This is a genomic window from Sulfitobacter sp. 1A12056, from assembly GCF_043558125.1.
Lineage (GTDB): Bacteria > Pseudomonadota > Alphaproteobacteria > Rhodobacterales > Rhodobacteraceae > Sulfitobacter > Sulfitobacter faviae.
In genome coordinates, this window is record NZ_JBIFFY010000004.1 from 196,827 (window position 1) to 222,674 (window position 25,848).

At 64.9% G+C, this 25,848-nt stretch carries 20 protein-coding genes and 1 tRNA gene; 6 read left to right on the forward strand and 15 right to left on the reverse strand.

Annotation, left to right across the window (positions count from 1 at the left end; genetic code table 11):
- Nucleotides 1-3: 3 nt before the first annotated feature.
- The 4 genes from ACGYLD_RS10675 to ACGYLD_RS10690 all read right to left on the reverse strand — a co-directional run bounded on the left by ACGYLD_RS10675 (nucleotide 4) and on the right by ACGYLD_RS10690 (nucleotide 3,138).
- Nucleotides 4-78, reverse strand: a tRNA-Gln gene (locus ACGYLD_RS10675).
- A gap of 62 nt (nucleotides 79-140) precedes the next feature.
- On the reverse strand, nucleotides 141-1,484 hold the full coding sequence (locus tag ACGYLD_RS10680; RefSeq protein WP_271692203.1) for a mechanosensitive ion channel family protein: 1,344 nt from the start codon (nucleotides 1,482-1,484) through the stop codon (nucleotides 141-143).
- 71 nt (nucleotides 1,485-1,555) lie between these two features.
- Entirely contained in the window at nucleotides 1,556-2,548 is a 993-nt protein-coding gene (locus ACGYLD_RS10685; protein ID WP_276154107.1) for an NADPH:quinone reductase, read from the reverse strand.
- 80 nt (nucleotides 2,549-2,628) lie between these two features.
- Nucleotides 2,629-3,138 (reverse strand): SH3 domain-containing protein, encoded by a 510-nt coding sequence (locus ACGYLD_RS10690; RefSeq protein WP_394402513.1) that lies wholly within the window; start codon nucleotides 3,136-3,138, stop codon nucleotides 2,629-2,631.
- A gap of 155 nt (nucleotides 3,139-3,293) precedes the next feature.
- Here ACGYLD_RS10690 and ACGYLD_RS10695 point away from each other — a divergent pair, with 155 nt between their 5' ends.
- From ACGYLD_RS10695 to ACGYLD_RS10710, 4 genes are all read left to right on the forward strand, one after another.
- On the forward strand, nucleotides 3,294-4,280 hold the full coding sequence (locus ACGYLD_RS10695) for a D-glycerate dehydrogenase (RefSeq protein ID WP_067262987.1): 987 nt from the start codon (nucleotides 3,294-3,296) through the stop codon (nucleotides 4,278-4,280).
- Between the two features lie 100 nt (nucleotides 4,281-4,380).
- Nucleotides 4,381-5,784, forward strand: coding sequence for an FAD-binding oxidoreductase (locus tag ACGYLD_RS10700; protein ID WP_271692202.1), 1,404 nt, complete (start codon nucleotides 4,381-4,383; stop codon nucleotides 5,782-5,784).
- A gap of 284 nt (nucleotides 5,785-6,068) precedes the next feature.
- Nucleotides 6,069-8,561, forward strand: a complete 2,493-nt coding sequence (locus ACGYLD_RS10705; protein WP_271692201.1) for an FAD-dependent oxidoreductase — start codon at nucleotides 6,069-6,071, stop codon at nucleotides 8,559-8,561.
- A 32-nt stretch (nucleotides 8,562-8,593) separates the two neighbouring features.
- Nucleotides 8,594-9,304 (forward strand): hypothetical protein, encoded by a 711-nt coding sequence (locus ACGYLD_RS10710; protein WP_394402516.1) that lies wholly within the window; start codon nucleotides 8,594-8,596, stop codon nucleotides 9,302-9,304.
- Between the two features lie 85 nt (nucleotides 9,305-9,389).
- On the opposite strand, the gene ACGYLD_RS10715 is transcribed toward ACGYLD_RS10710, so the two are convergent.
- The 10 genes from ACGYLD_RS10715 to xdhA form a co-directional block, all read right to left on the reverse strand.
- On the reverse strand, nucleotides 9,390-10,178 hold the full coding sequence (locus ACGYLD_RS10715; RefSeq protein WP_271692198.1) for a GH25 family lysozyme: 789 nt from the start codon (nucleotides 10,176-10,178) through the stop codon (nucleotides 9,390-9,392).
- Nucleotides 10,175-10,828 carry a DUF938 domain-containing protein gene (locus ACGYLD_RS10720; protein WP_271692197.1) on the reverse strand — a complete coding sequence of 218 codons (654 nt, stop codon included), beginning with the start codon at nucleotides 10,826-10,828 and terminating at the stop codon, nucleotides 10,175-10,177. The genes ACGYLD_RS10715 and ACGYLD_RS10720 overlap by 4 nt, the downstream gene beginning before the upstream one ends.
- On the reverse strand, nucleotides 10,825-11,763 hold the full coding sequence (locus ACGYLD_RS10725; RefSeq protein WP_271692196.1) for an aldo/keto reductase: 939 nt from the start codon (nucleotides 11,761-11,763) through the stop codon (nucleotides 10,825-10,827). The genes ACGYLD_RS10720 and ACGYLD_RS10725 overlap by 4 nt, the downstream gene beginning before the upstream one ends.
- A gap of 161 nt (nucleotides 11,764-11,924) precedes the next feature.
- Nucleotides 11,925-12,998, reverse strand: coding sequence for a BMP family ABC transporter substrate-binding protein (locus ACGYLD_RS10730; RefSeq protein WP_209217188.1), 1,074 nt, complete (start codon nucleotides 12,996-12,998; stop codon nucleotides 11,925-11,927).
- Between the two features lie 71 nt (nucleotides 12,999-13,069).
- Nucleotides 13,070-13,990: an ABC transporter permease gene (locus ACGYLD_RS10735; RefSeq protein WP_067935773.1), complete on the reverse strand. Its 921-nt coding sequence runs from the start codon at nucleotides 13,988-13,990 to the stop codon at nucleotides 13,070-13,072.
- Entirely contained in the window at nucleotides 13,990-15,072 is a 1,083-nt protein-coding gene (locus ACGYLD_RS10740) for an ABC transporter permease (RefSeq protein WP_209217190.1), read from the reverse strand. The genes ACGYLD_RS10735 and ACGYLD_RS10740 overlap by 1 nt, the downstream gene beginning before the upstream one ends.
- Before the next feature lie 42 nt (nucleotides 15,073-15,114).
- Nucleotides 15,115-16,632 (reverse strand): ABC transporter ATP-binding protein, encoded by a 1,518-nt coding sequence (locus tag ACGYLD_RS10745; RefSeq protein WP_271692195.1) that lies wholly within the window; start codon nucleotides 16,630-16,632, stop codon nucleotides 15,115-15,117.
- Nucleotides 16,629-17,384, reverse strand: a complete 756-nt coding sequence (gene xdhC, locus ACGYLD_RS10750; RefSeq protein WP_271692194.1) for a xanthine dehydrogenase accessory protein XdhC — start codon at nucleotides 17,382-17,384, stop codon at nucleotides 16,629-16,631. Before xdhC ends, ACGYLD_RS10745 begins: the two co-directional genes overlap by 4 nt.
- Nucleotides 17,381-19,795 carry a xanthine dehydrogenase molybdopterin binding subunit gene (gene xdhB, locus ACGYLD_RS10755; RefSeq protein ID WP_271692193.1) on the reverse strand — a complete coding sequence of 805 codons (2,415 nt, stop codon included), beginning with the start codon at nucleotides 19,793-19,795 and terminating at the stop codon, nucleotides 17,381-17,383. The genes xdhC and xdhB overlap by 4 nt, the downstream gene beginning before the upstream one ends.
- On the reverse strand, nucleotides 19,792-21,183 hold the full coding sequence (xdhA, locus tag ACGYLD_RS10760) for a xanthine dehydrogenase small subunit (RefSeq protein WP_271692192.1): 1,392 nt from the start codon (nucleotides 21,181-21,183) through the stop codon (nucleotides 19,792-19,794). Before xdhA ends, xdhB begins: the two co-directional genes overlap by 4 nt.
- 200 nt (nucleotides 21,184-21,383) lie before the next feature.
- Here xdhA and dnaE point away from each other — a divergent pair, with 200 nt between their 5' ends.
- Both dnaE and ACGYLD_RS10770 read left to right on the forward strand, forming a co-directional pair.
- On the forward strand, nucleotides 21,384-24,920 hold the full coding sequence (dnaE, locus tag ACGYLD_RS10765) for a DNA polymerase III subunit alpha (RefSeq protein WP_271692191.1): 3,537 nt from the start codon (nucleotides 21,384-21,386) through the stop codon (nucleotides 24,918-24,920).
- A 94-nt stretch (nucleotides 24,921-25,014) separates the two neighbouring features.
- On the forward strand, nucleotides 25,015-25,581 hold the full coding sequence (locus tag ACGYLD_RS10770) for a hypothetical protein (RefSeq protein WP_271692190.1): 567 nt from the start codon (nucleotides 25,015-25,017) through the stop codon (nucleotides 25,579-25,581).
- Between the two features lie 20 nt (nucleotides 25,582-25,601).
- Here the strand turns inward: ACGYLD_RS10770 and ACGYLD_RS10775 are convergent, their stop codons facing one another.
- Nucleotides 25,602-25,796 (reverse strand): SlyX family protein, encoded by a 195-nt coding sequence (locus tag ACGYLD_RS10775; protein ID WP_082851915.1) that lies wholly within the window; start codon nucleotides 25,794-25,796, stop codon nucleotides 25,602-25,604.
- Nucleotides 25,797-25,848 lie beyond the last annotated feature (52 nt).

Consider the following 25,848-nt stretch of genomic DNA (forward strand, 5'->3'; position numbering starts at 1 on the left):
TGTTGGCTGGGATGGTAGGATTCGAACCTACGGTACACTGTACCAAAAACAGTTGCCTTACCACTTGGCTACATCCCAACACAGGGCGCTAACTAAAGTTCTCTGGCCCGGGGTGCAAGACCCGTTTTAAAGAAATTAGCCTATTCTTCGGCGGCATCAACAGAGAGCAGGTCTTTGCTGGGCAATTCGGCACGTTCCTGCGCGACGATGCGGGTCAATTCCCGCTCGGTTTGGGGCTCGACGGGCTGAACAGCGGCGGGATTCGTGGGTGCGGCTGCCGTTTGCGGCGAATCGATGGGCGCGTCGGAGGGCGATTCGCTTTGAGAGATCAGCTGATAGGCTGGTGGCCCCGCGGTGAGGCCCGCCGCATCGAAAGCTGAGAGGGTCAGGCGAATCGCTTCGCTGCGGGCGGCGAGCAGATCGGTGCTTTCTTGATTGATCCAAGCGGCGAATTGCATGTTGATCCAGTGATCGGCGACCTCGTCCACCCAAGCGGCGGCTTCGGGGCTGGACAGAACGAAGGGCAAACCGTTCAGCACCTCCAGCGCCAAATCACGCGCGCGGGCCAGATCGGCGTCGCTGGCGACCGAGAGGGTAAAGATGAACCGCCGCTCAGCGTTGCGTGAATAGTTGGTGATCCGGCTTTTAAAAACGGTGGCATTGGGGATGCGCAGGTGGTTGCCGTCAAAGGTCAGCAGGATCGTGGCACGGCTCGTCAGGCGGATCACCTTGCCGGTGTCGCCGTCGATCTCGACCGTGTCGTTAGGGCGAAAGGGCTGGCGGATCGACAGCATAATAGAGGCGATGAAATTCTCGACCGTGTCGCGCACCGCGAAACCGATGGCGAGGCCGACGATCCCCGCCGCGCCAAGGATGCCCGAGAGCAGCGCCGTGGCGCCGAGGATATCCAGCGCCACCACCAGTGCGGCGATGACAAAGGCCAGCCGGATGATCTGGCGGTAAATGTCAGCGATGAACGCGTTGGGGGCGAGCCGATCCCACGGGTTGCGCAGCCGCGCCAGCGCCAGCCCGGCGACGACGATCAGGCCAAAGACCCCAAGCGCCACCAAGGCCAGCGGGAGGAAGGCCACGGCCTGCGCCATCCGGTCGCGAAAACGCGCCACGGCGGGGTTAAGGCGCTCGGCCACATCGGTGCTTTCGCGCACCTCGTTGCGGATCGCCACCACCCCTTCGACACGGCCCGCCAAATCGTTCAGCCGCGCGGCGCTGGCGGTGTCGAGCGTGGTGCCGGTCAGCGTGACGATGCCGGAGGCGACAGAGACGCGGACCTTCTCGAACCCCTCAAGCTCGCGCAGGATGGCGCGGATGCGCTTGGCGATGGCGGCGTCCTCCGTGGCGTCGCCTTCGACGGCGATGGTGCCCTCGGGCTGGTCGCTGGTCTGCGCAAAGGCCGGGGTGAGGGGCAGCGCGCAGCTCAGCAGCAGGCAGAGGAACAGGCGGGGCAGGGCGGCGGTGAGGCGCATGGGGGAACTCCGTCAGCGGGATGGGCCACCGCCCCCGGGCGAGGGGGGCGGTGGCTTGGCCAATTAGCGCGTTACCCCTGACAATCGAGCAGCACCGCCCCGCTGCGCTGTCCGGCCTCGACCAACTCATGGGCGCGGGCGGCCTCAGAAAGCGGCAGGACCGTGTCGACGGGGCAGCGCAGGGCGCCGTCCTCCAACGCGTGGTGCAACCGGTTGATTGCCTGTTCGCGCGGGCCTGCGGGCAGCAGGTAGATCAAGATGATGTCGATGGTGACCGCTTTGAACAGCAGCGGATAGAAGGGCAGCACCGGCGACATTTCCGCCGCCGAGCCATAGGCGGCGATGCGGCCATTGGGCGCGATGACCTCGGTGTCGGTGGTGATGTTCAGGCCGAACTCCGTCTCGACGATGGTGTCGACCGGCTTGCCGCCATTGGCATCGAGCACGGCGGCGGCGAGATCGGGGTCGGCGTAGTTGAACACGGCATCGGCGCCTGCATCGCGCAGCAGATCGTTGTCGCGGGGGCTACAGGTGGCGATCACCTTGGCCCCGCCCCATTTGGCCAGTTGCACGGCAAGATAGCCCACCGTGCCTGCCCCGCCTTGGATCAGCACGGTTTCCCCGGCCACCCCGCCGCCGCCAAAGACGGCGTGGCAGGCGGTCAGCCCCGGAATGCCAAGCTGCGCGCCGACCTCGGACGAGACGCCATCGGGCAGGGGCACGGCTTGATGCGCGGGCAGGGTGATCTGCTGGGCCGCCGTGCCAAAGCCGCGTTGCCACTGGCCGTTCCAGATCCAGACCTTCTGGCCCACGCGGCTCGCATCAACGCCCGCGCCCACGGCGACGATCTCTCCCGCGCCGTCGCTATGGGGGATGACCTGCGGGAAGGGCGGTTTGCTGACGCCGGGGCGGGTGCCTGCGCGGGCCTTCACGTCCGACGGGTTCACGCCCGAATGGCTGAGCGCGACGCAGACCTCTCCGGCTTGCGGGGCGGGGCTGTCGACCTCCGACAGGCGCAGCACGTCGGCTGCGGCTCCGAATTGGTCATAGGTGATGGCTTGCATGGCGCTCTCTCCGGCTTGAATTTCGCGGGCAGAGTGGCGCATGCGCCGGGATCATGCAATTGCGGTGGCGAGGGCGGGCGTTACTCGCGCAGCTCCTTGGGGCCAACACCCCAGAGCCGCACCTTAGGCGCCCAGCCTGTAAAGCCGCCCGAGCGCAGCTCGCACCATTCCAGCGTGCATTCGCCCAGACGGGCCACCACGCCGAGTTCCAACCGTGCCACCACGGCGGCTTTGGGGTCGGGATTGATGCGCAGTTGCAGCATGTCCTGTTCGACCAGCACCGTGCGGGTGCCGGACAAAAGCGAGTAGTGGACCCAGCCGCCCATACCGTCGCGGTCTTCGACCCGGCGCCAGTGGCCATGTTCGGCGGTGATCCTCAGTGGCAGGTCGCGGCGTTTGTAGACCCAGTCGATCCGGTGCGATAGCGACGGGCCGCGGCGCACGTTGCCTTCGGAGGCTTTCATCGAAACGAAACGGGGCAGGGGCAGGTTCGTGACCTGACCACGCGCCTCTTCTGCAAAGCCGGAGGTCGGCTGTGCCAAAAGCAGCGCGCCCACCATCAGGGCGCTGCGAAAGAAAGCGGTTATCATGGAATTGCCTGCTATGCGGTTCACTGCTGTGGGTCGGTGCTGTGCAAATCTGCGGGTTATTGTTGCTCTTTTTCCGGCGCGAGTTCTTGTGCCTCGTCGCTGCATGAGACACCATGCCCGCGAAACGAGGCGACGCCAAGACCGGGAGAGCAGGCATGTCAAAGAAGCGGTTGAGTGTTGTAGTGACGCGACGGTTGCCAGAGGCCGTGGAAACACGGCTGTCAGAGCTGTTTGACGTGACCCTGCGCGAAGATGACAGGCCGATGACCCGCGAGGAATTGGGCGCGGCGATGCGTCAGGCCGATGTGCTGGTGCCCACCATCACCGATGAGATCGACGCGCCGCTAATCACCCAAGCGGGCGAACGGCTCAAGCTGATCGCCAACTACGGGGCCGGGGTCGATCACATTGATGTGGCCACCGCGCGCCAGCGCGGCGTGCTGGTGTCGAACACCCCCGGCGTGCTGACCGACGATACTGCCGATATGACCATGGCGCTGATCCTTGCCGTGACCCGCCGCATGCCCGAGGGCATGGCGGTGATGCAATCGGGCAATTGGGACGGCTGGGCGCCCACGGCGCTCTTGGGGGGCCGCGTAGGCGGGCGCCGTCTGGGCATTCTGGGCATGGGCCGCATCGGTCAGGCCGTGGCGCGCCGGGCGCGGGCCTTTGGCATGCAAGTGCATTACCACAACCGCAAACGCCTGCGCGAAGAGATCGAGGGCGAGCTAGAGGCCACCTATTGGGAGAGCCTTGATCAGATGGTCAGCCGGATGGACGTGATCAGCATCAACTGCCCCCATACCCCCAGCACCTTTCATCTGATGAACGCGCGCCGCTTGGGTCTGATGAAGCCCGACGCGGTGATCGTGAACACTTCCCGAGGGGAGGTGATCGACGAGAACGCGCTGACGCGGATGCTGCGATCTGGCGATATCAAGGGCGCGGGGCTGGACGTCTATGAACATGGTCGCGAGATCAATCCGCGCCTGCGCGAGCTAAAGAACGTCGTGCTGCTGCCGCATATGGGCTCTGCCACATTGGAAGGGCGGATTGAGATGGGTGAGAAAGTCCTGATCAACATCAAGACCTTCGACGACGGCCACCGCCCGCCGGATCAGGTCGTGCCCTCCATGCTCTGACCCACGGACGGCTGCGGCGACGCGGACCTTTCGTGTGATTAATTTACAAAGATGCCGCCGCAAGATTTTGCGGCGTGAGGATGCTATTGGGAGATAGAACGTGACGAAAATCGCAGATTTGCCGCGAAATGAGGTGGGGATCGCCGCCGCGCTGGATGAGTTGCAACAAGCCTTCGGGGACAATCTGCTGACCGGCCAAGCCATTCGCGAACAGCACGGCCACACCACCACATGGATCGACACGCAGGCGCCCGACGCGGTGGTCATGGCGCGCTCGACCGAAGAGGTGGCGCAGGCGGTGCGTATCTGCGCCGCCCATCGGGTGCCGGTGATCCCCTTCGGCACGGGCACCTCTCTCGAAGGGCATGTGAACGCCCCGGCGGGCGGGATTTGCATCGATGTCATGCAGATGGACCGCGTGCTTGAGGTCAATGCGGGTGATCTGGATTGCCGGGTGCAGCCCGGCGTGACCCGCGAGGCGCTCAACACCCATCTGCGCGATCAGGGGCTGTTCTTTCCGATCGACCCCGGCGCCAATGCGTCGCTCGGGGGGATGACCGCGACGCGGGCCAGCGGCACCAATGCGGTGCGCTATGGAACGATGAAGGACAACGTTCTGAGCCTTGAGGTGGTTCTGGCTGATGGCCGGGTGATCCGCACCGGCGGGCGTGCGCGGAAATCTTCGGCGGGCTACGATCTGACGCGGCTTTTCGTGGGCTCGGAAGGGACGCTTGGGATCATCACCGAGATCACCCTGCGCCTGCAAGGCATCCCCGAGGCGATGTCCTCGGCCCGCTGTTCCTTCCCGACGGTACAGGCCGCCTGCGAGACCGTGATGGCGGTCATCCAATACGGCCTGCCGGTGGCGCGGATCGAGCTTCTGGACGCCGATGTGGTCAAGGCCGTGAACGCCTATTCCAAGCTGACCCTGCCCGAAACGCCGCTTTTGCTGCTGGAATTCCACGGCTCCGAGGCGGGCGTGGTGGAACAGGCCGAGACCTTTGGCATGCTCTCGGAAGAGTTCGGCGGCAGCGGCTATGCGGCGACGACGACCCCCGAAGAACGCAGCAAGCTATGGCAGGCCCGCCATGACGGCTATTGGGCGGTGCTGGCGCTGAGACCGGGCTGCAAGGCGGTGGCCACCGATGTCTGCGTGCCGATCTCGCGCCTCGCCGATGCCGTGGTGGCGGCCCAAGCGCGGGCGGAAGAGTTGCAGTTGATCGCCCCCATCGTGGGCCACGCGGGGGACGGGAATTTCCATGCGTCTTTGTTGATCGACATGGACGACCCCGAAGAAGTCGCGCGCGGCGAGGCTTTCGTCAGCTGGTTGGCGGAACTGGCGATTTCGATGGATGGGACCTGCACCGGCGAACATGGGATCGGGCAGGGCAAGCGGCCCTATCTGCGCAAGGAATTGGGGGCTGCGGTGGATGTGATGGCGACCCTAAAGGCGGCGCTGGATCCGCAGAATATTTTGAACCCGGGGAAGATTTTGCCGGGGTGAGTTGGGTGTTTTTCCCTGATGTTGTGCGGCGGGAGGGGTCGTGCAGGGTATTTGGGAAAGGATGAAGGTGGGGGGGCGGTGTGTTCTGCCTTGATGTTGTGCGGCAGGAGAGGTGGTGCAGGGTATTTGAGAAAGGATGAAGGTGAGGGGGCGCGCTGGGGCTGAGGTGGCGCTTTGGGGGAGCGGGTGAGGTCGGTTTTTGGCGATGTTGGGTCGGCTGTTGCCTGCGGGGCGTGGTGCTGCTGCGTACAACGGGAGTGGGCCTAGCGCAGGGGGATTGGCAGATGAAAACGCAAGTCAAAGCATTGGTTGTCGGGGGCGGGGCGGTTGGCACGTCGATCGCCTATCATCTGGCGAAGGCCGGTTGGGATGATGTGATGCTCTTGGAGCGGGACGAGTTGACCTCTGGCTCGACTTGGCATGCGGCGGGGCTTTTGCCCTTGTTCAACATGTCTTATGCGACGACCCATATTCATCAATATTCGGTCGAGTTTTATAAGACGCTGGAGGCGGAGACGGGGTTGAACGCGGGCTTTGCCGTGGTGGGCAATCTGCGTATGGCCCAGACGGATGCGCGGATGGATGAGTATATGCTCTATGCCTCTACCGCCGAAACCTGTGGTGTGCCCTATCAATGGTTAACCCCCGATGAGATCAAGGCGAAGTGGCCCCTGATCGAGACATCGGATTTGAAGGGGGCGCTTTATCATCAGACTGATGGCTATATTAACCCCGCCGATGTGACGATGGCGATGGCCAAGGGCGCGCGGCAGCGTGGTGTGGCGATCGAGCGCAAGTGGCAGGCGGATGGGTTCCATTGGAATGGGACGCATTGGGAAGTGACCTGCACCAAGATGGTCGAGAAGGGCGGCAACCTTGTCCCGTCGGACGAGCAGATCGTCATCACGGCGGAACATGTGGTGACCGCGAGCGGCAACCATGCGCAGCGCACGGCGCGGATGCTGGGCATCAAGATGCCAGCGATTCCCGTGGAGCATCAGTTCATCGTCATGGACCGCGATCCGGCCTTGGTCGATTACCGGGCGGCGGGCAATGGGGAGCATCCGGTGATCCGCGATGCCGATGCGCAGAGCTATGTGCGCGAAGAGCGTGGTGGCTGGATCCTTGGGGTCTATGAGAAGGGCGCGCCGGCGCGGTTTGAATATGGCGTGCCGGATAGTTTCCGGGCCGATCTGTTTCAGCTCGATCTTGAGCGGATCGAAGAGCAATATATGGCGATGAACCACCGTATTCCCTCGGCCGAGGATTGCGGGCTGAAGGATGATTTCAACGGGCCGATTTGCTACACGCCCGATGGCAACCCCTTGGTGGGGCCAGCGCCGGGACTGCGCAATATGTGGCTGGCGGAAGGGTTTTCCTTTGGGATCACGGCGGCGGGCGGCACCGGCTATTATCTGGCGCAGATGATGGTGGAGGGCGAGGCCGAGATCGATATGGCGAGCCTCGATCCCAAACGCTACGGCGATTGGATGACCACGGAATATGCCGCGCGCAAGAATGAGGAAGCCTACGACCACGTTTATATCCTGCACCATCCTGACGAGGAGCGGCCCGCGTGCCGTCCGCTGCGCACCTCGCCCGCCTATGACCGGCAGGCGGCGCGGGGGGCGCAATTCGGGCAGGTGAATGGTTGGGAGCGACCGAATTATTTCACGCCGGAGGGGTTTAGCGATCATGACAGCCGCTCGTTCCGGCGCGGGGGCTGGTGGCAATATGCGGTGGAAGAGGCGAAAGCCATCCGTGAGGGTGTGGGTCTGATTGATGCCACGGCCTTTACCAAACATCTGGTCCGCGGGCCGGGGGCAACGGCGTTTCTGGATTGGTTTACCTGCAACAAGCTGCCTTCGGTGGGGCGGATCAACCTGACTTATGCCTTGACCGGGGCGGGAACGACGCGGACGGAATATACCATCGTGCGTTTGGCGCAGGACGAATATTACCTTGTCTCGGCGGGGGCGTGGACGGCCTATGACAGCGATTATCTGCGCAAGGCGATTGCCGATAAGATGCCCGAGGTCGGCTATATTGAGTGCCATGACGTGACCACGCAGTGGGGTGTTTTCGCGATTGCCGGGCCGAAGTCACGCGATGTTTTGGGTGCTTTGGTGCGGGATGCGGCGCCGGAGACGGTGTTGGGCAACAAGCGGTTCCCGTGGCTCACCATGCGCGACATCGAGTTGGGCATGGTGCCGGTGCGCGCGATCCGGGTGGCCTATACCGGGGAGCTCGGCTGGGAGTTGCATCATCCGATCGAGATGCAGAACCATCTGTTCGACCAGTTGGAGAAGGCCGGCAAGCCGCATGGGATGAAGCTGGTCGGCGCGCGGGCGCAGAACTGGCTGAGGCAGGAAAAGAGCTATCGCGCCTTTGGGCATGAGTTGGGCCGGGATGCGACGCCTTTGGAAGCGGATTTGCCGCGCTTCGTGGACCTGAACAAAGAGTTTCACGGGAAGCAGGCGATGGTCGATCACGGCATCCGCGCGAAATGCGTGACCGTGCTGATCGACGGGCCGGAGGATGCCGACCCTTGGGGCCGTGAGGTGCTTTACAATGGCGAGACCCGGACCGGGCGGCTGACCTCTGGGGGCTATTCCGTGGCCTTCGGCAAGAGCATCGGCATGGGCTATGTCAAACCCGAGGATGCGGTGGTAGGCACGAGGCTGAAGGTAAAGATGCTTGATCAACTGTGGGAGGCCGAGGTGGTCGAAGACAGCCCCTATGATCCGAAGAACCAGCGCATCCGGGTGGACGGTTGATCCGGCGCGGGCTGCTTGCACTCTTTTGCGTATTGGCGCTGACGGCGGCGCTGCTGCGCGACAATCCCGTGGTCGGCGCGGCGCAGGGCTATGCCGCGGATGTGGCGACCACGGCGGCGGCCTCCTATGTCACGCTGCGCACGTTGAACGCCTTTCTCTCCACCGCGCAGGAGATCGAGGTGGGGCTGTCCTTCATCGCCTCCGGCTCGGCGCGGCCACTAAAGGTGTTGGAGCCGATTGACGACACGGTGGAGCGGATCGCGGGGCTGGTTTTCGGTGTCATGGTGGCCACGGGGGTGATCGCCGTGGCGCTTGGTCCGGTGAGTGCGATCGGGTTGGGGCTGTTGTCTGTCGCGCTGGCGGTTTGGGCTTTGAGCAAGCGCGGTCATGCCGGGCTGCCCCGGCGGTTGGCGTGGTATGGCGGGTTTTTGGGGCTGGCGCTTCCGCTTGCCTTGGTTGTGTCTGAGCCGCTGGCGGGGACGCTCACCGAAGGGGTCTATCTGCGGAACATGGAGGTGATCGAGGAGATCACCGCCCATGTTGGCGGCAGCGAGGCTTTGGGTGAGGAAGAACCGGGTTTGACGGAGTATCGGCAGCTTGCCAGCAACCTTTGGAGCCGCGCGGATGAGTTGATCGGCGCGCTTTTGACGGTGGTCGGGGTGCATGTATTTCGGATATTCTTGTTGCCGCTTTTGTTGGTGGGCGGGCTGTTCGTTGTGGCGCGGTATTATGCGCGGGGGTGAAGGGTGGCGTGGCGTCTGGGGTGGACGTTGTGCAGAGGTATTTGGGAAAGGATGAAGGAGGGAAGGGGCGCTCCCCCCTTTAGGTTTAGCGCAGGGCGCGGGTGGCGACCCAGTTTTGCCACTCGGCGCGGCTGCCTGAGAAGGCGTTGAGGTCCACGTCGCCGCCGATGCCGGGGACGATGCCCGTGGCGCTGTATTGCCAGAAGCGCCAAGCTTGGCCGGGGTAGGCCTCGGCCGGGGTTTTGGCGGTGGTGCGCAGCCAGAAGTCGTATCCCCGGAAGCGGCCAAGGTCGTTCTCGCGGTAGAATTTGGGTGTGGTGTAGATGATGGGGCGTTGGCCGTAATGCGCTTCCACCACGCGCAGCCAGCGGCGCATTTGATCGCGGACGTCGGCGGCGGGCGGGCGGACATGGGCGCAGGTGGGGGAGAAGGGGTTCCATTCCATATCGAGCACTGGGGGCAGCATACCGCCTGTCTTGGGCACGTTGCGGATGAACCAGCGGGCCTGATCTTCGGGCGCGGTGCAGAAATAGTAGAAATGATAGGCGCCGCGTTTCACGGCGGCTTGGCCCGCGCCTTGCCAGTGGCTGTCGAAGTTGATGTCTTTGAGGTCGCCGCCTTCGGTGGCCTTGATGAAGGCGAAGTTCACTCCGGCGCGGCGGGCGGTGTTCCAGTCGATATCGTTTTGGAAACGGGCCACGTCGATGCCGTGCACGGGGTAGGCGGCGGGGGTGTGGCCATTGAAACTCACCGGATCGCTGTCGCCGAAGGCGGCGGGGAAGAGCACGCCGGGCGGGGCCGGGGGCGGGCTGCCGGGGGAGCCGCAGGCGGCGAGGCCGAGGAGCGAGAGGATCAGGGCGCGGCGGAGGATCATGGGCTGGGCTTTCTGGCGATGAAGGCGAGGTTGTTGGCGGGCATGTCCACTTCGTCGATCGGGCTGAGGGCTGCATCGCTGAGCCAGCGGGCCATCTCGGTATTGTCCTTATAGCCGATCGCGGGGTCGGCGGCGCGCAGTTGTGCGTCAAAGCGGGTATCGCCGGGGGAGGTGGTTTGGCCGTCGCGTTTGAACGGGCCGTAGAGGATCAGCGTGCCGCCGGGGGCGAGGGCTGCGGCGGTCTCATCGATCAGGCACCGGGTGGCGGGGGGCGAGATCAGATGCAGCAGATTGGCCAGCATGATCAGGTCGAAGGGGCCGTGGTCGCCCGCCCAGCCGGGCGCGGTCGCGTCGAGCGGCAGGGCGGGGGCGATATTGGGCAAGGCGGCCTCGGCTGCATAGGCGTTGATGCTGGCGCGGCGGGCGGTGTCGATGTCGCTGGGTTGCCATCTAAGGCCCGGCAAGCGTTTGGCGAAGCCCACGACATGCTGGCCGGTGCCGCTGGCGATTTCCAGTGCACGGCCCCGGGGCGGGGCATGGGCGGCCAGCAGGTCGCAAAGCGCGTCGAGATTGCGCGCGGCAGCGGGGGCGAAGAGCCGGTCGCCGCCTGCGTCTTCGGCGACGCTGGCGTTGGAGGGTAGGCGGCTCATGCCTGCTCTTCCAGCCGGTCGGTGGCCGGGGGCGGTGTCGGCGACAGGGCCGAGATGGCGGCGTAGGTCTGCGGCGTCATTAGGTAGGTTAGCGCGGCGAGCGACGGCTCTAGTTGGGCCAAGGAGCGGGCCGAGATGATCGGCGTCGGCTTCGTAGGATGCGATGCGGCCCATGCGACGGCGAGGGTTGCGGGATGGGTGCCGAGATCGCGCGCGAGGGCGGCCAGTCCGGCAGCGGCGCCGTGCATCACCTCTTGCCCGTAGCGGGCGGCATAGCGGTCATCCTCGCTGAGGCGACCGGTGCCGCCTGTGGCGTATTTCCCGGTCAGCAAGCCGCCGCCCAGCGGTGAGTAGGGGGCGACCAAGATGTCGAGATCGTCGGCCATGGGGAGGATCTCGACCTCGGCCTGACGTTTGACGAGGTTGTACATCGGTTGGATCACCGCGATCTCAAGCCCGAAGTCGGCGGCGATATGGGCGGCTTTTACGACCTGCCATGCGGCGAAGTTCGACAGGCCCACTTGGCGGATATGGCCCTGTTTTTGCAGGTCGGCCAGCGCGGCGAAGCTTTCGGTCAGCGGGGTGCCGGGATCGAAGCGGTGGAGGTAGAGCACATCGAGCGTATCAAGCTGCATCCGCTGGCGGGATGTCTCGGCAGAGGCGAGGATATTGGCCCGGCCCGCGCCCCCGGTATAGGCGGCTTTGGTGGCGACGATCAGGCTTTCGCGGCGGTCTTGGACGAACTGGCCCAACAGCCGCTCTGACGCCCCGTCGGTATAGACATGGGCCGTGTCGAAATGGGTGATCCCGGCCTCGATACAGGCGTCGAACATCGCGCGGGAGGCTGCCGCATCGGCGCGCCCGCCGAACTGCATGGTGCCGAAGGCGAGGCGGCTGGCGGGGGTGCCATCAAGGCTGGTGAGCATCTGTATCATGCCAGATTGGTGGCATGTGCGCTGCCCGCGCGCAATGGGTTTACGCAGGGGCAGGCGGCGGCGCGCTTGGGGACCGCACGCATGGGGCCCCGACCGGTGCGGCGACGAAAAAGGGGCGCGCGGTTGCCCGTGCGCCCCTGTCGTCGGTCAGCCAGTGCGGCTTACTCAGGAATGGTGCCTTCGATGCCTTCGACATAGAAGTTCATGCCCGCCAGCGTGCCGTCATCTGCGGTCTCGCCTTCGGCCAGCCATGCGGAACCGTCCTGTTTGTTGATCGGACCGGTGAAGGGGTGGTACTCGCCCGATGCAATTTTCTCTTTCAGTTCCAGCGCTTCGGCTTTCACATCTGCGGGCACGGCGTCGGTGATCTCACCAATGCCGACCATGCCCGGCCCGATGCCGTCCCATGTGTCTTGGCTTTCCCATGTGCCGTCCATCACCGCTTTGACGCGGTCGATGTAATAGGGCGCCCAGTTGTCGATGATCGAGGACACGCGCGGCTTGGGTGCATATTGCGCCATGTCGGAGGCTTGGCCAAAGGTGATCACGTTGCCCGCTTCCTGTGCAGCCGCTTGGGGTGCCGTGGAATCGGTGTGTTGCAGCACCACGTCGGCGCCCTGTTCGATCAGCACCTTGGCGGCGTCGGCTTCCTTGGCCGGGTCAAACCACGTGTAGGCCCAGACGATTTTGAACTGAACGTCGGGGTTTACCTTCTTGGCGTGGAGATAGGCGGAGTTGATGCCGCGGATCACTTCCGGGATCGGGAAGGAGCCGATGTAGCCGATGATGTTGCTCTCGGTCATGGAGCCCGCGATGTGGCCCTGAATGGCGCGGCCTTCGTAGAAGCGCGCGGAATAGGTCGAGACGTTGTCGGCGCGTTTGTAGCCGGTGGCGTGCTCGAATTTCACATCGGGGAATTTCTTGGCGACATTGATGGTGGGGTCCATGTAGCCAAAGGAGGTGGTGAAGATCAGGTCGGCACCGTCGAGCGCCATCTGCGTCATCACACGTTCGGAATCGGGGCCCTCGGCGACGCTTTCGACGAAGACGGTTTCGACCTTGTCGCCGAACTCTTCTTCGACGGCCAAACGGCCTTCGTTATGCTCATAGGTCCAGCCGCCGTCGCCCACGGGGCCGACAAAGACAAAGCCGACCTTGGTCTTGTCTTGGGCCACAGCGCCCGAAGCAAGGCCGAGCGCAAGGGCCGCGCTGGTCATAAGGGTGGTTAGTTTCATGAGGTTTCCCCTGTTTGCGTGCCCCTTTGCCGGGGCTTGATGTGCGGGCGATGCCGCGTGACGTGATGCCCCTAGTTCGAGGCGTGGAAGGTACGGCCCAGCGAGGCCGGCGCGGCGCTTTTGTCCGCCGACAGCACCACCAGAACGATGATGGTGATGATATACGGCGACATTGCCAGATACTCTACCGGAATGGCAACGCCCGCGCCTTGCAAGTTCAACTGCAACTGGGTGATGCCGCCGAAAAGATAGGCACCCAAGAGGGCGCGCCATGGCTTCCATGAGGCGAAGACGACGAGGGCGAGGGCGATCCAGCCGATCCCGGCGGTCATCCCTTCGGTCCATTGCGGCACGCGAATGAGGCTGATGTAGGCCCCGCCCAGGCCCGCGCAGGCGCCGCCAAAGAGGATCGCCGCGGTGCGGATGCGCTTGACCTTGTAGCCGAGCGCATGGGCTGCGTCGTGGCTCTCTCCTACAGCGCGCAGGATCAGGCCCGCGCGGGTGAATTTCAGCACCGCCCAGACCCCGGCGACCAGCGCGATGCCGAGGTAGAGGATGATGTCATGGGTGAAGAGGATCGGCCCAATAACGGGGATATCGGCCAGCGGGCCGAAGTCGATGTCACCCAGCCGCGGCGGCTTGATCCCGACGTAGCTCTGCCCGATCAGGGCCGAGAGGCCGAGACCGAAGAGCGTGAGCGACAGGCCCGAGGCCACCTGATTGGCCAGCGCCACTTGGGTCAGGAAGGCGAAGAGCAGGCTGAGCACGGCACCGCCCGCGGCGGCGGCGGCGAAGCCCAAAAGCGGCGAACCGGTCTCGACCGCCGTGGCAAAGCCGCAGATCGCGCCGGTGATCATCATGCCTTCGACGCCGAGGTTCAGAACGCCGGATTTCTCGACCACCAATTCGCCGATGGCGGCGAAGATCAGCGGCGTCGCGGCCACGAGGAAACCGGCGACGAACAAGAGCGGGTTGATTGCGGAAAGATCCATCAGGCAGCCTCCGCCGCGCCAAAGCGCAGCCGGTAATGAGTGAAAACGTCCAGCGCGAGCAGGAAGAACAAGAGCATGCCTTGGAACACCTGAATGGCGGCGGCGGGCAGGCCAAGGTTGGACTGCGCGATGTCCCCGCCGATGTAGGTGAGCGCCATCAGCGCCCCGGCGAGCAGGATGCCAATCGGGTGCAACCGGCCAAGGAAGGCCACGATGATGGCGGTGAAACCATAGCCCACGTTGAAGTCGATGGTGACCTGCCCTGAGGGGCCAGCGACCTCGAACATGCCCGCAAGACCGGCAAGCAGGCCAGAGGTGCCGAGGCAAAACAGCACCAGCCGCGCCGGGTTCACGCCCGAGAAACGCGCCGCGCGCGGCGCCTCTCCGGTGACGCGGATGGCAAAGCCAAGCCGGTGCCGCGCCAGCAAGACATAGGCAAAGATCACCGCGATCAGTGCTGCGACCACGCCCCAGTGCATCCCAGAGCCTGCGAAGAGTTCGGCGTTATGGGCAGAAGCGTATTGTTGCAGGTTGCGCGAGCCGGGAAAGCCGTAGCCTTCGGGGTTTTTCAGCAATCCGAGTGACATGGAGGCAAGGAATTGTTCCGCCACATAGACCAGCATCAGCGAGACGAGAATCTCGTTGGTGCCGAAACGCACCTTGAGTAGGGCCGGGATCATCGCCCAGAGCCATCCGCCGAGCGCCCCGGCGAGGACCATCAGCGGGAAGATATACCACGCCTCAAGCGGGTAGAAAGCCAGCCCCACGCCCGCGCCAAAGAGGGCGCCCATGATGTACTGTCCCTCGGCCCCGATGTTCCAGATGCCCGCCTTGAACCCAAGGCTGAGGCCGATGGCGATCAGCACCAAGGGTGCGCCTTTGATCAGCAGTTGGGGGCGGTAGTAAAAGGCGTAATCGCCAAACAGGGGTTGCCAAAAGATCGTTTGCAGCGCCTCGATCGGGTCTTTGCCCAAGGCCGCGAACAAAAGCCCGCCGAAGATGAAAGTGGCCAGCACCGCCATGATCGGTGTCGACAGCGAGAGGGCCCGGCTGGGCTGCGGACGCTTTTCAAGGCGGATCACAGATCACCCCCAATGGTCAGAGTGAAAGATGAGAGGCTCGGCTTAGACATGCGCGACCTCCATACCATGTGCGCCGCCCATCATCAGGCCGATCTCTTCGACGGTCAGCCCCTGCGCGGGGCGAGAGGGCGACAGGCGGCCTTCGTTCAGGGCGGCGAAATTGTCGGAAATCTCCATCAGCTCATCAAGGTCTTGGCTGATGACGATCACGGCGGTTCCGCCCGAGGCGAGATCCAAAAGCGCCTGCCGGATCGCGGCGGCGGCAGAGGCATCAACCCCCCATGTGGGCTGGTTCACCACCAAAAGCTCGGGCCGTTGCAGCACCTCGCGCCCGATGACGAATTTCTGCAGGTTGCCGCCTGAGAGCGAGCGCGCGGCATTGGCGGGGCCGGGGGTGCGCACGTCGAAGGTCTTGATGATCTTCTCGGCAAAGCTGCGCGCCTTGCCCCAGTCGAGCATGCCGCCGCGCTCCAGCCCCTCACGGGCGGCCCCGGTCAGCATGGCGTTTTCCGTCAGCGACATGTCCGGCACGGCGGCATGGCCCAGCCGCTCTTCGGGGGCGGTCAGGACGCCAAGCGCGCGGCGGGCGGTGGGGCCGAGCAGGCCAATGTCGCGCCCGTCAAAGGTGATCATGCCCGCGCCGACCAGTGTTTCGCCCGAGAGCGCGTTGAGCAATTCGTCCTGCCCGTTGCCCGCGACGCCGCCGATGCCCAGCACCTCCCCGCGCCGCACCTCGACGGAAATATCCCGCAGCGGCATGCCAAAGGCATGGGCCGACCGGGCCGAGAGGTTGTTCAGCGTCAGCGCCACTTCGCCCGGTTCCTTGCTGTCGCGGGTGGGCGTTTTCAGCGCGGAGCCCACCATCATCTCGGCCATGTCGCGGGCCGAAGTCTCACGCGGGGTGCAATGGCCGACGACCTTGCCCAAGCGCAGGATCGTGGCGCTGTCGCACAGGCTGCGGATCTCTTCGAGCTTGTGGGAGATATAGAGGATCGCAGTGCCTTCGGCGCTGAGTTTGCGCAGGGTCTTGAACAGGATTTCAACCTCTTGCGGCGTGAGGACCGAGGTCGGCTCGTCCATGATCAGCAGTTTCGGCTCTTGCAGCAGGCAGCGGATGATCTCAACCCGCTGACGCTCCCCCGCCGAAAGGTCACCGACGGTGCGGTCCGGCGCAAGCGGCAGGCCATAGGTGTCCGAAACATCGCGGATCTGCTGGCTCAGCTCGCGCATTCGCGGCGGGTTTTCCATGCCGAGGGCAATGTTTTCCGCCACGCTGAGCGCATCGAAAAGCGAGAAATGTTGAAACACCATGCCCACGCCCGCCTGCCGCGCCGCATGGGGGTCGGTGGGGGCAAAGCTCTCGCCCCGCATCCGCATCTGGCCCGCGTCTGGTTTGACCAGCCCGTAGATCATTTTGACCAAAGTGGATTTGCCCGCGCCGTTCTCGCCCAGCAGGGCGTGAACCTCGCCCGGGGCGATCCGCAGGGAAACGTCATCGTTCGCGACGACGCCGGGGTAGGCCTTGGTCAACCCGGTGAGGTCGAGAAGTGAAACAGTCATGCGGAAACCTTTGTCTGGGTCCGGGCGATGAGGGCGATCAGCGCGCCATGGGCAATTTGCGCAGGCAGCTTGCCCAGCGATTTATCGCCAATTGGACAGGTGATGCCAGAGGGATCCAACCCCATGTCACGCAAGCGGCGGGAAAACCGTGACTTTTTTGTGTCAGAGCCGATCAAGCCGACGCTCGCAGCGCCGCGTTTGAGCAGCGCGGCACAGAGTGCGAGGTCGATTTCATGGGAATAGGTGAAGATCAGGTGGTGCGCCTCGCGCGGCGCATGGGCGGCCAACCGCGGCATGTCGGCGGCGGGGGTGACGGTGACATGGGGCGGGATCTGGTCGGGGAAACGATCGCGGGCGCTGTCGATCCATGTCAGATCGAAGGCCCGGGGCGGGCAGGCCGCCACCACCGCCCGGCCCACATGCCCCGCGCCCCAGAGCCAGAGCGGCACGCCGCTTTGCACATCCGGAAGGGGCAGGGGGGTGGCCGCGTCCAGCGGGCGCGGCGTCGTGGTGTAGCGCAGGCTGACCGCGCCGCCGCAGCATTGGCCCAAACCGGGGCCGAGCGGCAGGGTCTGGCTGTCTTCGCACCGCCCCTCGGCCAGCATCTGGCGGGCGTGCGCGATGGCCTGATGCTCAAGCGCGCCGCCGCCGATGGTGCCCGCGATTGCATCAGACGTGACCTTCATCGCCGTGCCCGCATCCCGCGGGGCCGATCCGCGCGTGGCGGTGACCTCGATGAAGATCGCGGTCATTTCCGCGCCCGTCCAACGGCGGCGAGCACGGCCTCGGCGGTGGCCGGGGCTTGCAGGTCGCCGTAATGCGGGCCGCAGGCCGCCACCGCATCCGACAGCGCCATGAAGGCCGAGATGCCCAGCATGAAGGGCGGCTCGCCCACGGCCTTGGAGCGGTAGACCGTTTGCGCCGGGTTCGGCTGGTCCCAGAGCGCCACGTTGAAGACTGGCGGGCGGTCCGAACAGGCGGGGATCTTGTAGGTCGAGGGCGCATGGGTGCGCAGGGTGCCACTCTCGTCCCAGACTAGTTCCTCGGTCGTGAGCCAGCCCGCGCCCTGCACGTAGCCGCCCTCGATCTGGCCGATGTCGAGCGCGGGGTTCAGCGAGGCCCCGGCGTCATGCAGGATATCGGTGCGCAGGATGCGGTTTTCGCCGGTCAGCGTGTCGATCACCACCTCGGTGCAGGCCGCGCCATAGGCGAAATAGTAGAACGGTCGCCCGCGTCCGGCGATCCGGTCCCATTCGATCTCGGGCGTCTTGTAGTAGCCAGTGGCGGAAAGGCTCACGCGGTTCTCATAGGCCGAGGCGGCGGCGGCGGCGAAGGTAATCTCCTCCCCGGCGATGCGCACCATGCCTTCGGCGAATACCACCTGATCGGGGGTGGTCTGGTAGCGTTCGGCCAGATGCGCGGCCATGCGGTCGCGGATCGTGTCGCAGGCGTTCTGCGCCGCCATGCCGTTGAGGTCCGAACCCGAAGAGGCTGCCGTGGCCGAAGTATTGGGCACCTTCGCGGTATCCGTGGCGGTGATCTTGACCACCTCGGGCGAGACGCCGAAGCGCGCGGCGGCGACCTGCGCCACCTTCTGGAACAGCCCTTGCCCCATCTCGGTGCCGCCGTGGTTCAGGTGAATCGAGCCGTCTTGGTAGACATGCACCAGCGCGCCCGCCTGATTGAGGTGGGTGAGCGTGAAGGAGATGCCGAATTTCACCGGCGTGATGGCAATGCCGCGTTTCATTAGCGGGTTTGCGGCGTTCCACTCGGCGATGGCGGCGCGGCGCGCCTCGTAATCGCAGCTCTCGACCAGCCGGTCGGTCAGCGCGTTGACGATGCAGTCGGTCACCGGCTGCTGGTAGGGTGTGGTCTGCACATCGGATGGCGTGGCCGGGATCGACGGTTGCGCGCCGGGCGCAGGGGGCGCGCCGCGTGACGACAGATCGGCCTCGGCATCCGGCGGGGTGCGGTTGTCGATCGCGGTGCCGGTGTTTTCCACCTCGGTCGGTCGGTGGGCGTTGTCGCTGTAGTAGTTGGCGCGACGCACGGCGAGCGGATCGAGGCCCAGCTCATGCGCGATATGGTCCATCACCCGTTCGATGCCGACGATCCCCTGCGGGCCGCCGAAGCCGCGAAACGCCGTGGCGCTGGCGGTATTGGTCCGCAAACGATGCGAGGTGATGCGGATGTCGCGCAAGTGATAGGCGTTGTCGGCATGCAGCATGGCGCGGTCGGCGACCGGCAGGCTGAGGTCCATCGACCACCCACAGCGGGTGTAATGGGTCACGTCCAGCGCGGTGATGCGGCCCGTCTCGTCAAAGCCCACGTCATACGCGACACGAAAGTCATGCCGCTTGCCGGTGATGATCATGTCGTCATCGCGGTCATAGTGCATCTTGCAGGGCTTGCCGGTCATTGCCGCGGCGACCGAACAGGCCACCGCCAGCGCGTTGCCCTGGCTTTCCTTGCCGCCGAAACCGCCGCCCATGCGTCGGGTTTCGACCCGGACGGCATGCATCGGACGGCCAATGGCATGGGCTACTTTATGCTGAATTTCGGTCGGGTGCTGGGTCGAGGAATGCACCAGCATGTCGCCATTGTCCTGCGGCAGCGCCATAGCGGCCTGACCTTCGAGGTAGAAATGCTCCTGCCCGCCCATCTCGATCTGGCCCGAGAGGCGGCGGCTGGCTTTCGAGAGCGCGGCCTCGGCATCGCCCTTCTGGTAAATCCGGGGGCCATCCTCGAAACGGCTGTTGGCCGCGAGCGCCTGTTCGACCGTCAGGATCGGATCGCGCGGGGTGATCTGCGGCTTGCCCAGCTGGGCCGCCCGGCGCGCGGCGAGGTGGCTGGTGGCCACCACCAGATAGAGCGGCTGGCCCGCGTAATGCACCTGATCGGTCGCCAGAAGCGGCTCGTCATGGTTCGAGGGCGAGGTGTCGCAGTCATGCGCGAGGTCATCGGCGGTCAGCACCGCGACGACGCCGGGAGCCTCGCGCACGGCGGAGAGGTCGAGCCCGGTCAACGCACCCGCCGCGACGGGGCTTAGGCCAAAGGCTAGATGCAGCGTGCCGCGCGGGGTGGGGATGTCGTCAACATAACGCGCGGCGCCGGTGACATGCAGCTTCGCGGCGTCATGGGGAAGGGGCTTTGCAACGCTCATGCCGAGACCTCCAGCAGATTGGTGGGGGTGCCATTGGCGTCGTGGAAATAGCGTAGCAGCATGTTCTGCGCCGCCTGCATCCGGTAGGCGGCGGAGGCGCGCATGTCCGAAAGCGGGGTGAAGTCCTGCGTCATCGCCTCCATCGCCTTGCGGATGGTCTCTTCGTTCCATGGCTGGCCGACAAGGGCGGCCTCCGCCGCGGCGGCGCGTTTCGGGGTGGCGGCCATGCCGCCGAAGGCCACGCGGGCGGTGAGGATTTCAGAGCCATTGCCGGTGATCGAGATGCAGCCGCAGACCGCGGAGATGTCCTGATCAAAACGTTTGGACAGCTTGTAGCAGCGCAGCGTGTCGTGCTGGCGCGGCACGGTGATGGCTTCGACAAATTCGCCCGGCGCGCGGTCCTGCTTGCCGTAGTCGAGGAAGAAGTCCTCCAGCGGCAGTTCGCGGCGCGCATCGCCACGGCGCAGGTGCAGGGTGGCACCAAGCGCAATGAGCGCGGGCGGGCCGTCGCCGATGGGCGAGCCGTTGGCGATATTGCCGCCCAGCGTCGCCGCGTTGCGCACCTGCGTCGAGCCGTAGCGCCGCAGCATCACGCCCAAGCTGGGAAACAGCGGGGAAAGCTTTGCCTCCACCTCGGTCAGGGTCGTCATCGCCCCGATGCGCAGGCCGGTCTCATCCTCCGTAATGCCGCGCAGATCGGCGCAGCGGTTGAGGAAGGCGACGGGGCCAAGATCGCGGAAACCCTTCGTCACCCAGAGCCCCACGTCCGTCGCCCCGGCGATCAGCGTCGCTTCGGGGTGGTCGAGGTACCACGCGGCCAGCTCGTCACTGCTCTCGGGCTGCACATGGGGCGCGCCCTCGGCCTTGGCAGGGGCGGGGATGTCCTGCTTGAGCTTCGATCTGAGGCCCAGCAGATGCTCCGGCACGGGCTTGTCCTCGGCGGCCTCCGCCGCGCGGATGATCGGCGCGTAGCCCGTGCAGCGGCAGAGGTTGCCCGCAAGTTGCACGTCATGGTTCCGCGCCCCGTTGAGATGCGCCGTGGCCATGGAAACCACGAAACCCGGCGTGCAGAAACCGCATTGGCTGCCGTGGTGTTCGACCATCGTCTCCTGCACCGGGTGCAGCGCGCCATCGGTGCTCGCCATGCCTTCGACCGTGGTGACGGCCTTGCCGTTGATCTGCGGCAGGAACAGGATGCAGCCGTTCAGCGCGCGGTGACCGCTCTCGTCGGTGATCATCACCGAACAGGCTCCGCAGTCGCCCTCGTTGCAGCCTTCCTTGGTGCCGGTCAGGCCGCGCTCTTCGCGCAGCCAGTCAAGCAGGGTGGTGGTCGGGGACACGTTGGAGAGTGACACGACTTCTCCATTGAGAAGAAAAGTGATGTCCATTGGTTCTCATCCGCCGCGGTACAAAGTGGCCCGTTAACATGCGCGGGGTTCGATGCGGCGTAGAACCGGGCGCGGGCGAGGTAGAGGTCAGGCTAGCGGGGCGGGGGGCGTTTTGGCAAGAAAAAATACCTTGGGCGAAAAATGCAGCACCGCCGCATCCGGCGCTGGCGCCGGGCAGGTGGCTGGCATAGTTTGCGCCCATGTCAAATGCTCCGCGATTCATTCACCTGCGCAGCCATTCCGAGTATTCCTTGCTGGAGGGCGCGCTGCGGCTGAAAAAGCTGCCCGGCATGTGCCGTGACGCGGAAATGCCCGCGCTGGCGCTGACCGATACCAACAACATGTTCGCCGCGCTCGAGTTCTCTGTCGCCATGGCCGGGGCGGGCGTGCAGCCGATTATCGGTTGTCAGGTCGATGTGGCCTATGTCGAGGTGCAGCCGGGCGAGAAACCGCGCCCGCCCGCGCCGGTGGTGCTGCTGGCGCAGAGCGAATTGGGCTACGAGAACCTGATGAAGCTGAACTCCTGCCTCTACCTCGACAAGGGCGGGGCAGCGGCGGAGGTGACGCTGGCGGAACTCGAGGCGCTGAGCGCCGATCTCATCTGTCTCACCGGCGGCCCTTCGGGGCCGGTGGGGATGCTGTTGCAGGGCGGTCAGCGCCCGGCGGCGGAAGCATTGATGGCGCGGCTGCACCGCGCCTTCGGCGAACGGCTTTACGTCGAGTTGCAGCGCCATCCGGAGGACGGCGGCCAGCCCGAGGCCGAGCGTCTGACCGAGCGCGGCTTTGTCGAGATGGCCTATGCCATGGACATTCCGCTGGTCGCGACCAACGACGTCTATTTCCCCAAGCCCGACATGTACGAGGCGCATGACGCGCTGATCTGCATCGCCGAAGGCGCCTATGTCGACCAGAGCCAGCCGCGCCGCCGTCTGACCGCGCAGCATTACTTCAAGTCGCAGGCCGAGATGGCGACCCTCTTTGCCGACCTGCCCGAGGCGCTGAGCAACACCGTCGAGATCGCCAAGCGCTGCGCCTTCATGGCCTATCGCCGCGACCCGATCTTGCCGAAGTTCGCCGACGACGAGGTCGCCGAGCTGCGCCGCATGGCCAACGAGGGGCTGCAGGCGCGTCTGGCGGTGATCCCCCACGCGGTAAGCGTGGAGGAATACCAAAAACGCCTCGATTTCGAGCTTGGCATCATCGAGGGCATGGGCTTCCCCGGCTATTTTCTGATCGTTGCCGACTTCATCCAATGGGCTAAGGATAACAACATTCCCGTCGGCCCGGGGCGGGGCTCGGGTGCGGGTTCGCTGGTGGCCTATGCGCTGACCATCACCGACCTCGATCCATTGCGCTATTCGCTGCTGTTCGAACGCTTCCTCAACCCCGAACGGGTCTCGATGCCCGACTTCGACATCGACTTCTGCATGGACCGCCGTGAGGAGGTGATCCGCTACGTGCAGGAGAAATATGGCCGCGACAAGGTGGGCCAGATCATCACCTTTGGTGCGCTTTTGTCGAAAGCGGCCGTGCGCGACATCGGGCGCGTGTTGCAGATGCCCTACGGGCAGGTCGACCGGCTGTCCAAGATGATTCCGGTGGAGGGGGTGAAACCCGTCTCCATCGAGAAAGCCTTGGCGGATGAACCGCGCCTGCGCGAGGAGGCCAAGAACGAAGAGGTTGTGGATCGCCTGCTGACCTACGGCCAGCAGGTCGAGGGGCTTTTGCGCAACGCCTCGACCCACGCTGCGGGCGTGGTGATCGGCGACCGGCCGCTGGATCAGCTGGTGCCGCTCTACCAGGACCCGCGATCGGACATGCCGGCGACGCAGTTCAACATGAAATGGGTCGAACAGGCCGGGCTGGTGAAATTCGACTTTCTCGGCCTGAAGACCCTCACCGTCATCCAGAACGCGCTCGACCAGATCAAGGCGGGCGGGCGGCATCTGCATATCGCCGCGGACGGGCGCCAGATCTACGAGCCGCCCGAGGGCCATGTCGACGACGTCGCCACCATCCCGCTCGACGACAAGGCGACCTACGATCTTTATTCCAGCGCCAAGACCGTCGCGGTCTTTCAGGTGGAATCGAGCGGCATGATGGATGCGCTCAAGCGCATGAAGCCCACCTGTATCGAGGACATCGTCGCCCTCGTGGCGCTCTATCGTCCTGGCCCGATGGAGAACATCCCGGTCTATTGCGAGGTCAAGAACGGCAAGCGCGAGCTTGAATCGGTGCATCCCAGCATCGACTACATCCTCGAAGAAACCCAAGGCATCATCGTTTACCAAGAACAGGTGATGCAGATCGCGCAGGTCATGGCGGGCTACTCGCTCGGTGGCGCTGACCTGTTGCGCCGTGCGATGGGTAAGAAGATCGCCGAGGAGATGGCCAAGGAACGCCCCAAGTTCGAAAAAGGCGCGATGGCCAATGGCGTCGACAAGAAGAAGGCGGCGGAGGTCTTCGACCTTTTGGAGAAATTCGCCAACTACGGCTTCAACAAGTCCCACGCCGCGGCCTATGCGGTGGTCAGCTACCAGACCGCATGGCTGAAGGCGAACCACCCCGTGGAGTTCATGGCCGGGGTGATGAACTGCGATATCCACCTCACCGACAAGCTGGCGATCTATTTCGAAGAGGTGCGCAAACATCTCGAACTGCCTTGGGTGCCGCCCTGCGTGAACCGCTCTGATGCCACTTTCAAAGTGGTCGACGGCGCGCTTGTCTATGCGCTGGGCGCGCTGAAGAACGTCGGGCTGGAGGCGATGCGGCTGGTGACCGAGGGGCGCAAGGTGGATGGTGTGGACAAGCCCTTTGCTACGCTCTTTGACCTCGCCCGTCGGGTGGACCTGAAACGTGTGGGCAAACGTCCCTTGGAGATGCTGGTGCGCTCTGGCGCGTTCGACCAGCTCGACAGCAACCGGCGGCGGGTGTTCCAATCGCTCGACGGGTTGGTGAGCTATTCGGCGGCGATTCACGAACAGAAGGCCAGCAATCAGGTCTCGCTCTTCGGGGAGGCGGGCGACGACCTGCCCGAGCCGCGGATGCTGCCCTGCGACGACTGGCAGTCGGCGGAGCGTCTGGCCGAGGAGTTCAAGGCCGTGGGCTTCTACCTCTCGGGCCATCCGCTGGACGACTACATGCCGCCTCTGAAGCGCAAATGGGCGCGGGAGACCGGTCTGCCTTTCCTCACGCTTGATGAGCTCAACGAGAAGGTCAGCACCCGCGGCGCGATGAACGCGCGGCTCGCGGGCGTCGTGGCGGGCCGTCAGGAGCGCAAGTCGGCGCGGGGCAACCGCTTTGCCTTTGCGCAACTCTCGGACCCCACGGGCGGCTACGAGGTGACGATCTTCTCCGACGTGCTCGAAGCCTCGCGCGATCATCTGGAGGTCGGCTCCAAGGTCGTCGTCACCGTGGAGGCCACGATGGAAAGCGACCAGCTTAAGCTTTTGGCACGCGGCATCGGCCCGATCGACGCGGCGGTGGCGGATGCGGGCAGCATGGGGTTGCGCGTTTTTATCGACGGGCCGGGGGCCATTCAATCGGTGGCCGATGTGCTCGACGGCGCGCGTCAGGCAGTGAAGGCGGCGGGCAAGGGGCCGGTGCAGTTCTGCCTGATGGATCCAAGCCTGCCCGGTGAGGTCGAAGTCGATCTGGGGCGCGAGTTCCCGGTGACACCGCAGATCAAGGGCGCGATCCGCTCGCTCGACGGGGTGATGGAGGTTGAGGAAATCTGACCTCCGCCGCCTCGGCGGCCTCCCGCGTTGCCGCATCCAGTGGACGGCGGCGGGTGGCTGCGCTACCTGCCTGCCAAGCTATGGGGAGCAGAGCATGAAACGACGCATCGGCCTTTTGATTATGGGGACGTTGCTCTCCGCCTGCGCCATGGCTCCCTCAGCGCCGAACCCGCAGGTCTCCGAGGTTTCATTCGGCACCGTACTGCCGTTTGGCGAGGTGGCCCGTGTCTGCGATCTGGATCTGAGCGAATTGGGGCAACTGGTCGAGGAACCTGCGGCGCGGGGCTACCGGTTGTTCGATTCGCAGCCCGGCAGCGCCGGGGCGCGCAGTTTCTACATCACCGGCTTTGCGGATGATTGCGCGCGTCAGTTGACGGCGGCCAATGTGCTGTTCGGCAAACCTTCGGTCTATGAACAACTGCACTACGGCCCGGGGGGAGAGAACCTGCCCACCGCCGAGACCGACGCGGCCTATGAGGCGATCAAGGCCCGCGTCTGCGGTGCGGGGCGCGGGAAACCCTGCGGGCGGCAGATCGGCAAACTCGACAAGACCACCTTTTTCGTCAGCGCCTATGAGCGTTTGGGCCAGACCGCGCGCTGGTCCGAAGTGCTGGTGCATGACGGGGCCGTCGCCGCCGTGGCAATGAAATCAGCCAATTGACGGGTGCGCGGCGCTGTCGTTCAGTAATGCGGGGGGCGCTCATCGCCCAAAAGCACCGCGCCACCGCCCGAGGCGTCCCGCTCTCCTTCGCGCTGCATTAGCATATGGACGCGGCGGTTCAGGGTGACGATCTCGGCCTCCTGACGGGTGACAATCTCTGACATATCGTCGACCGCGCGGGTCAGATGGGCGATCTGCTCTTCAAGGCGGCTGATATGCTCGGCTGTTTGGTCTGGGGTGTGATCAGGGCTTTGGTCAGTCATGGCG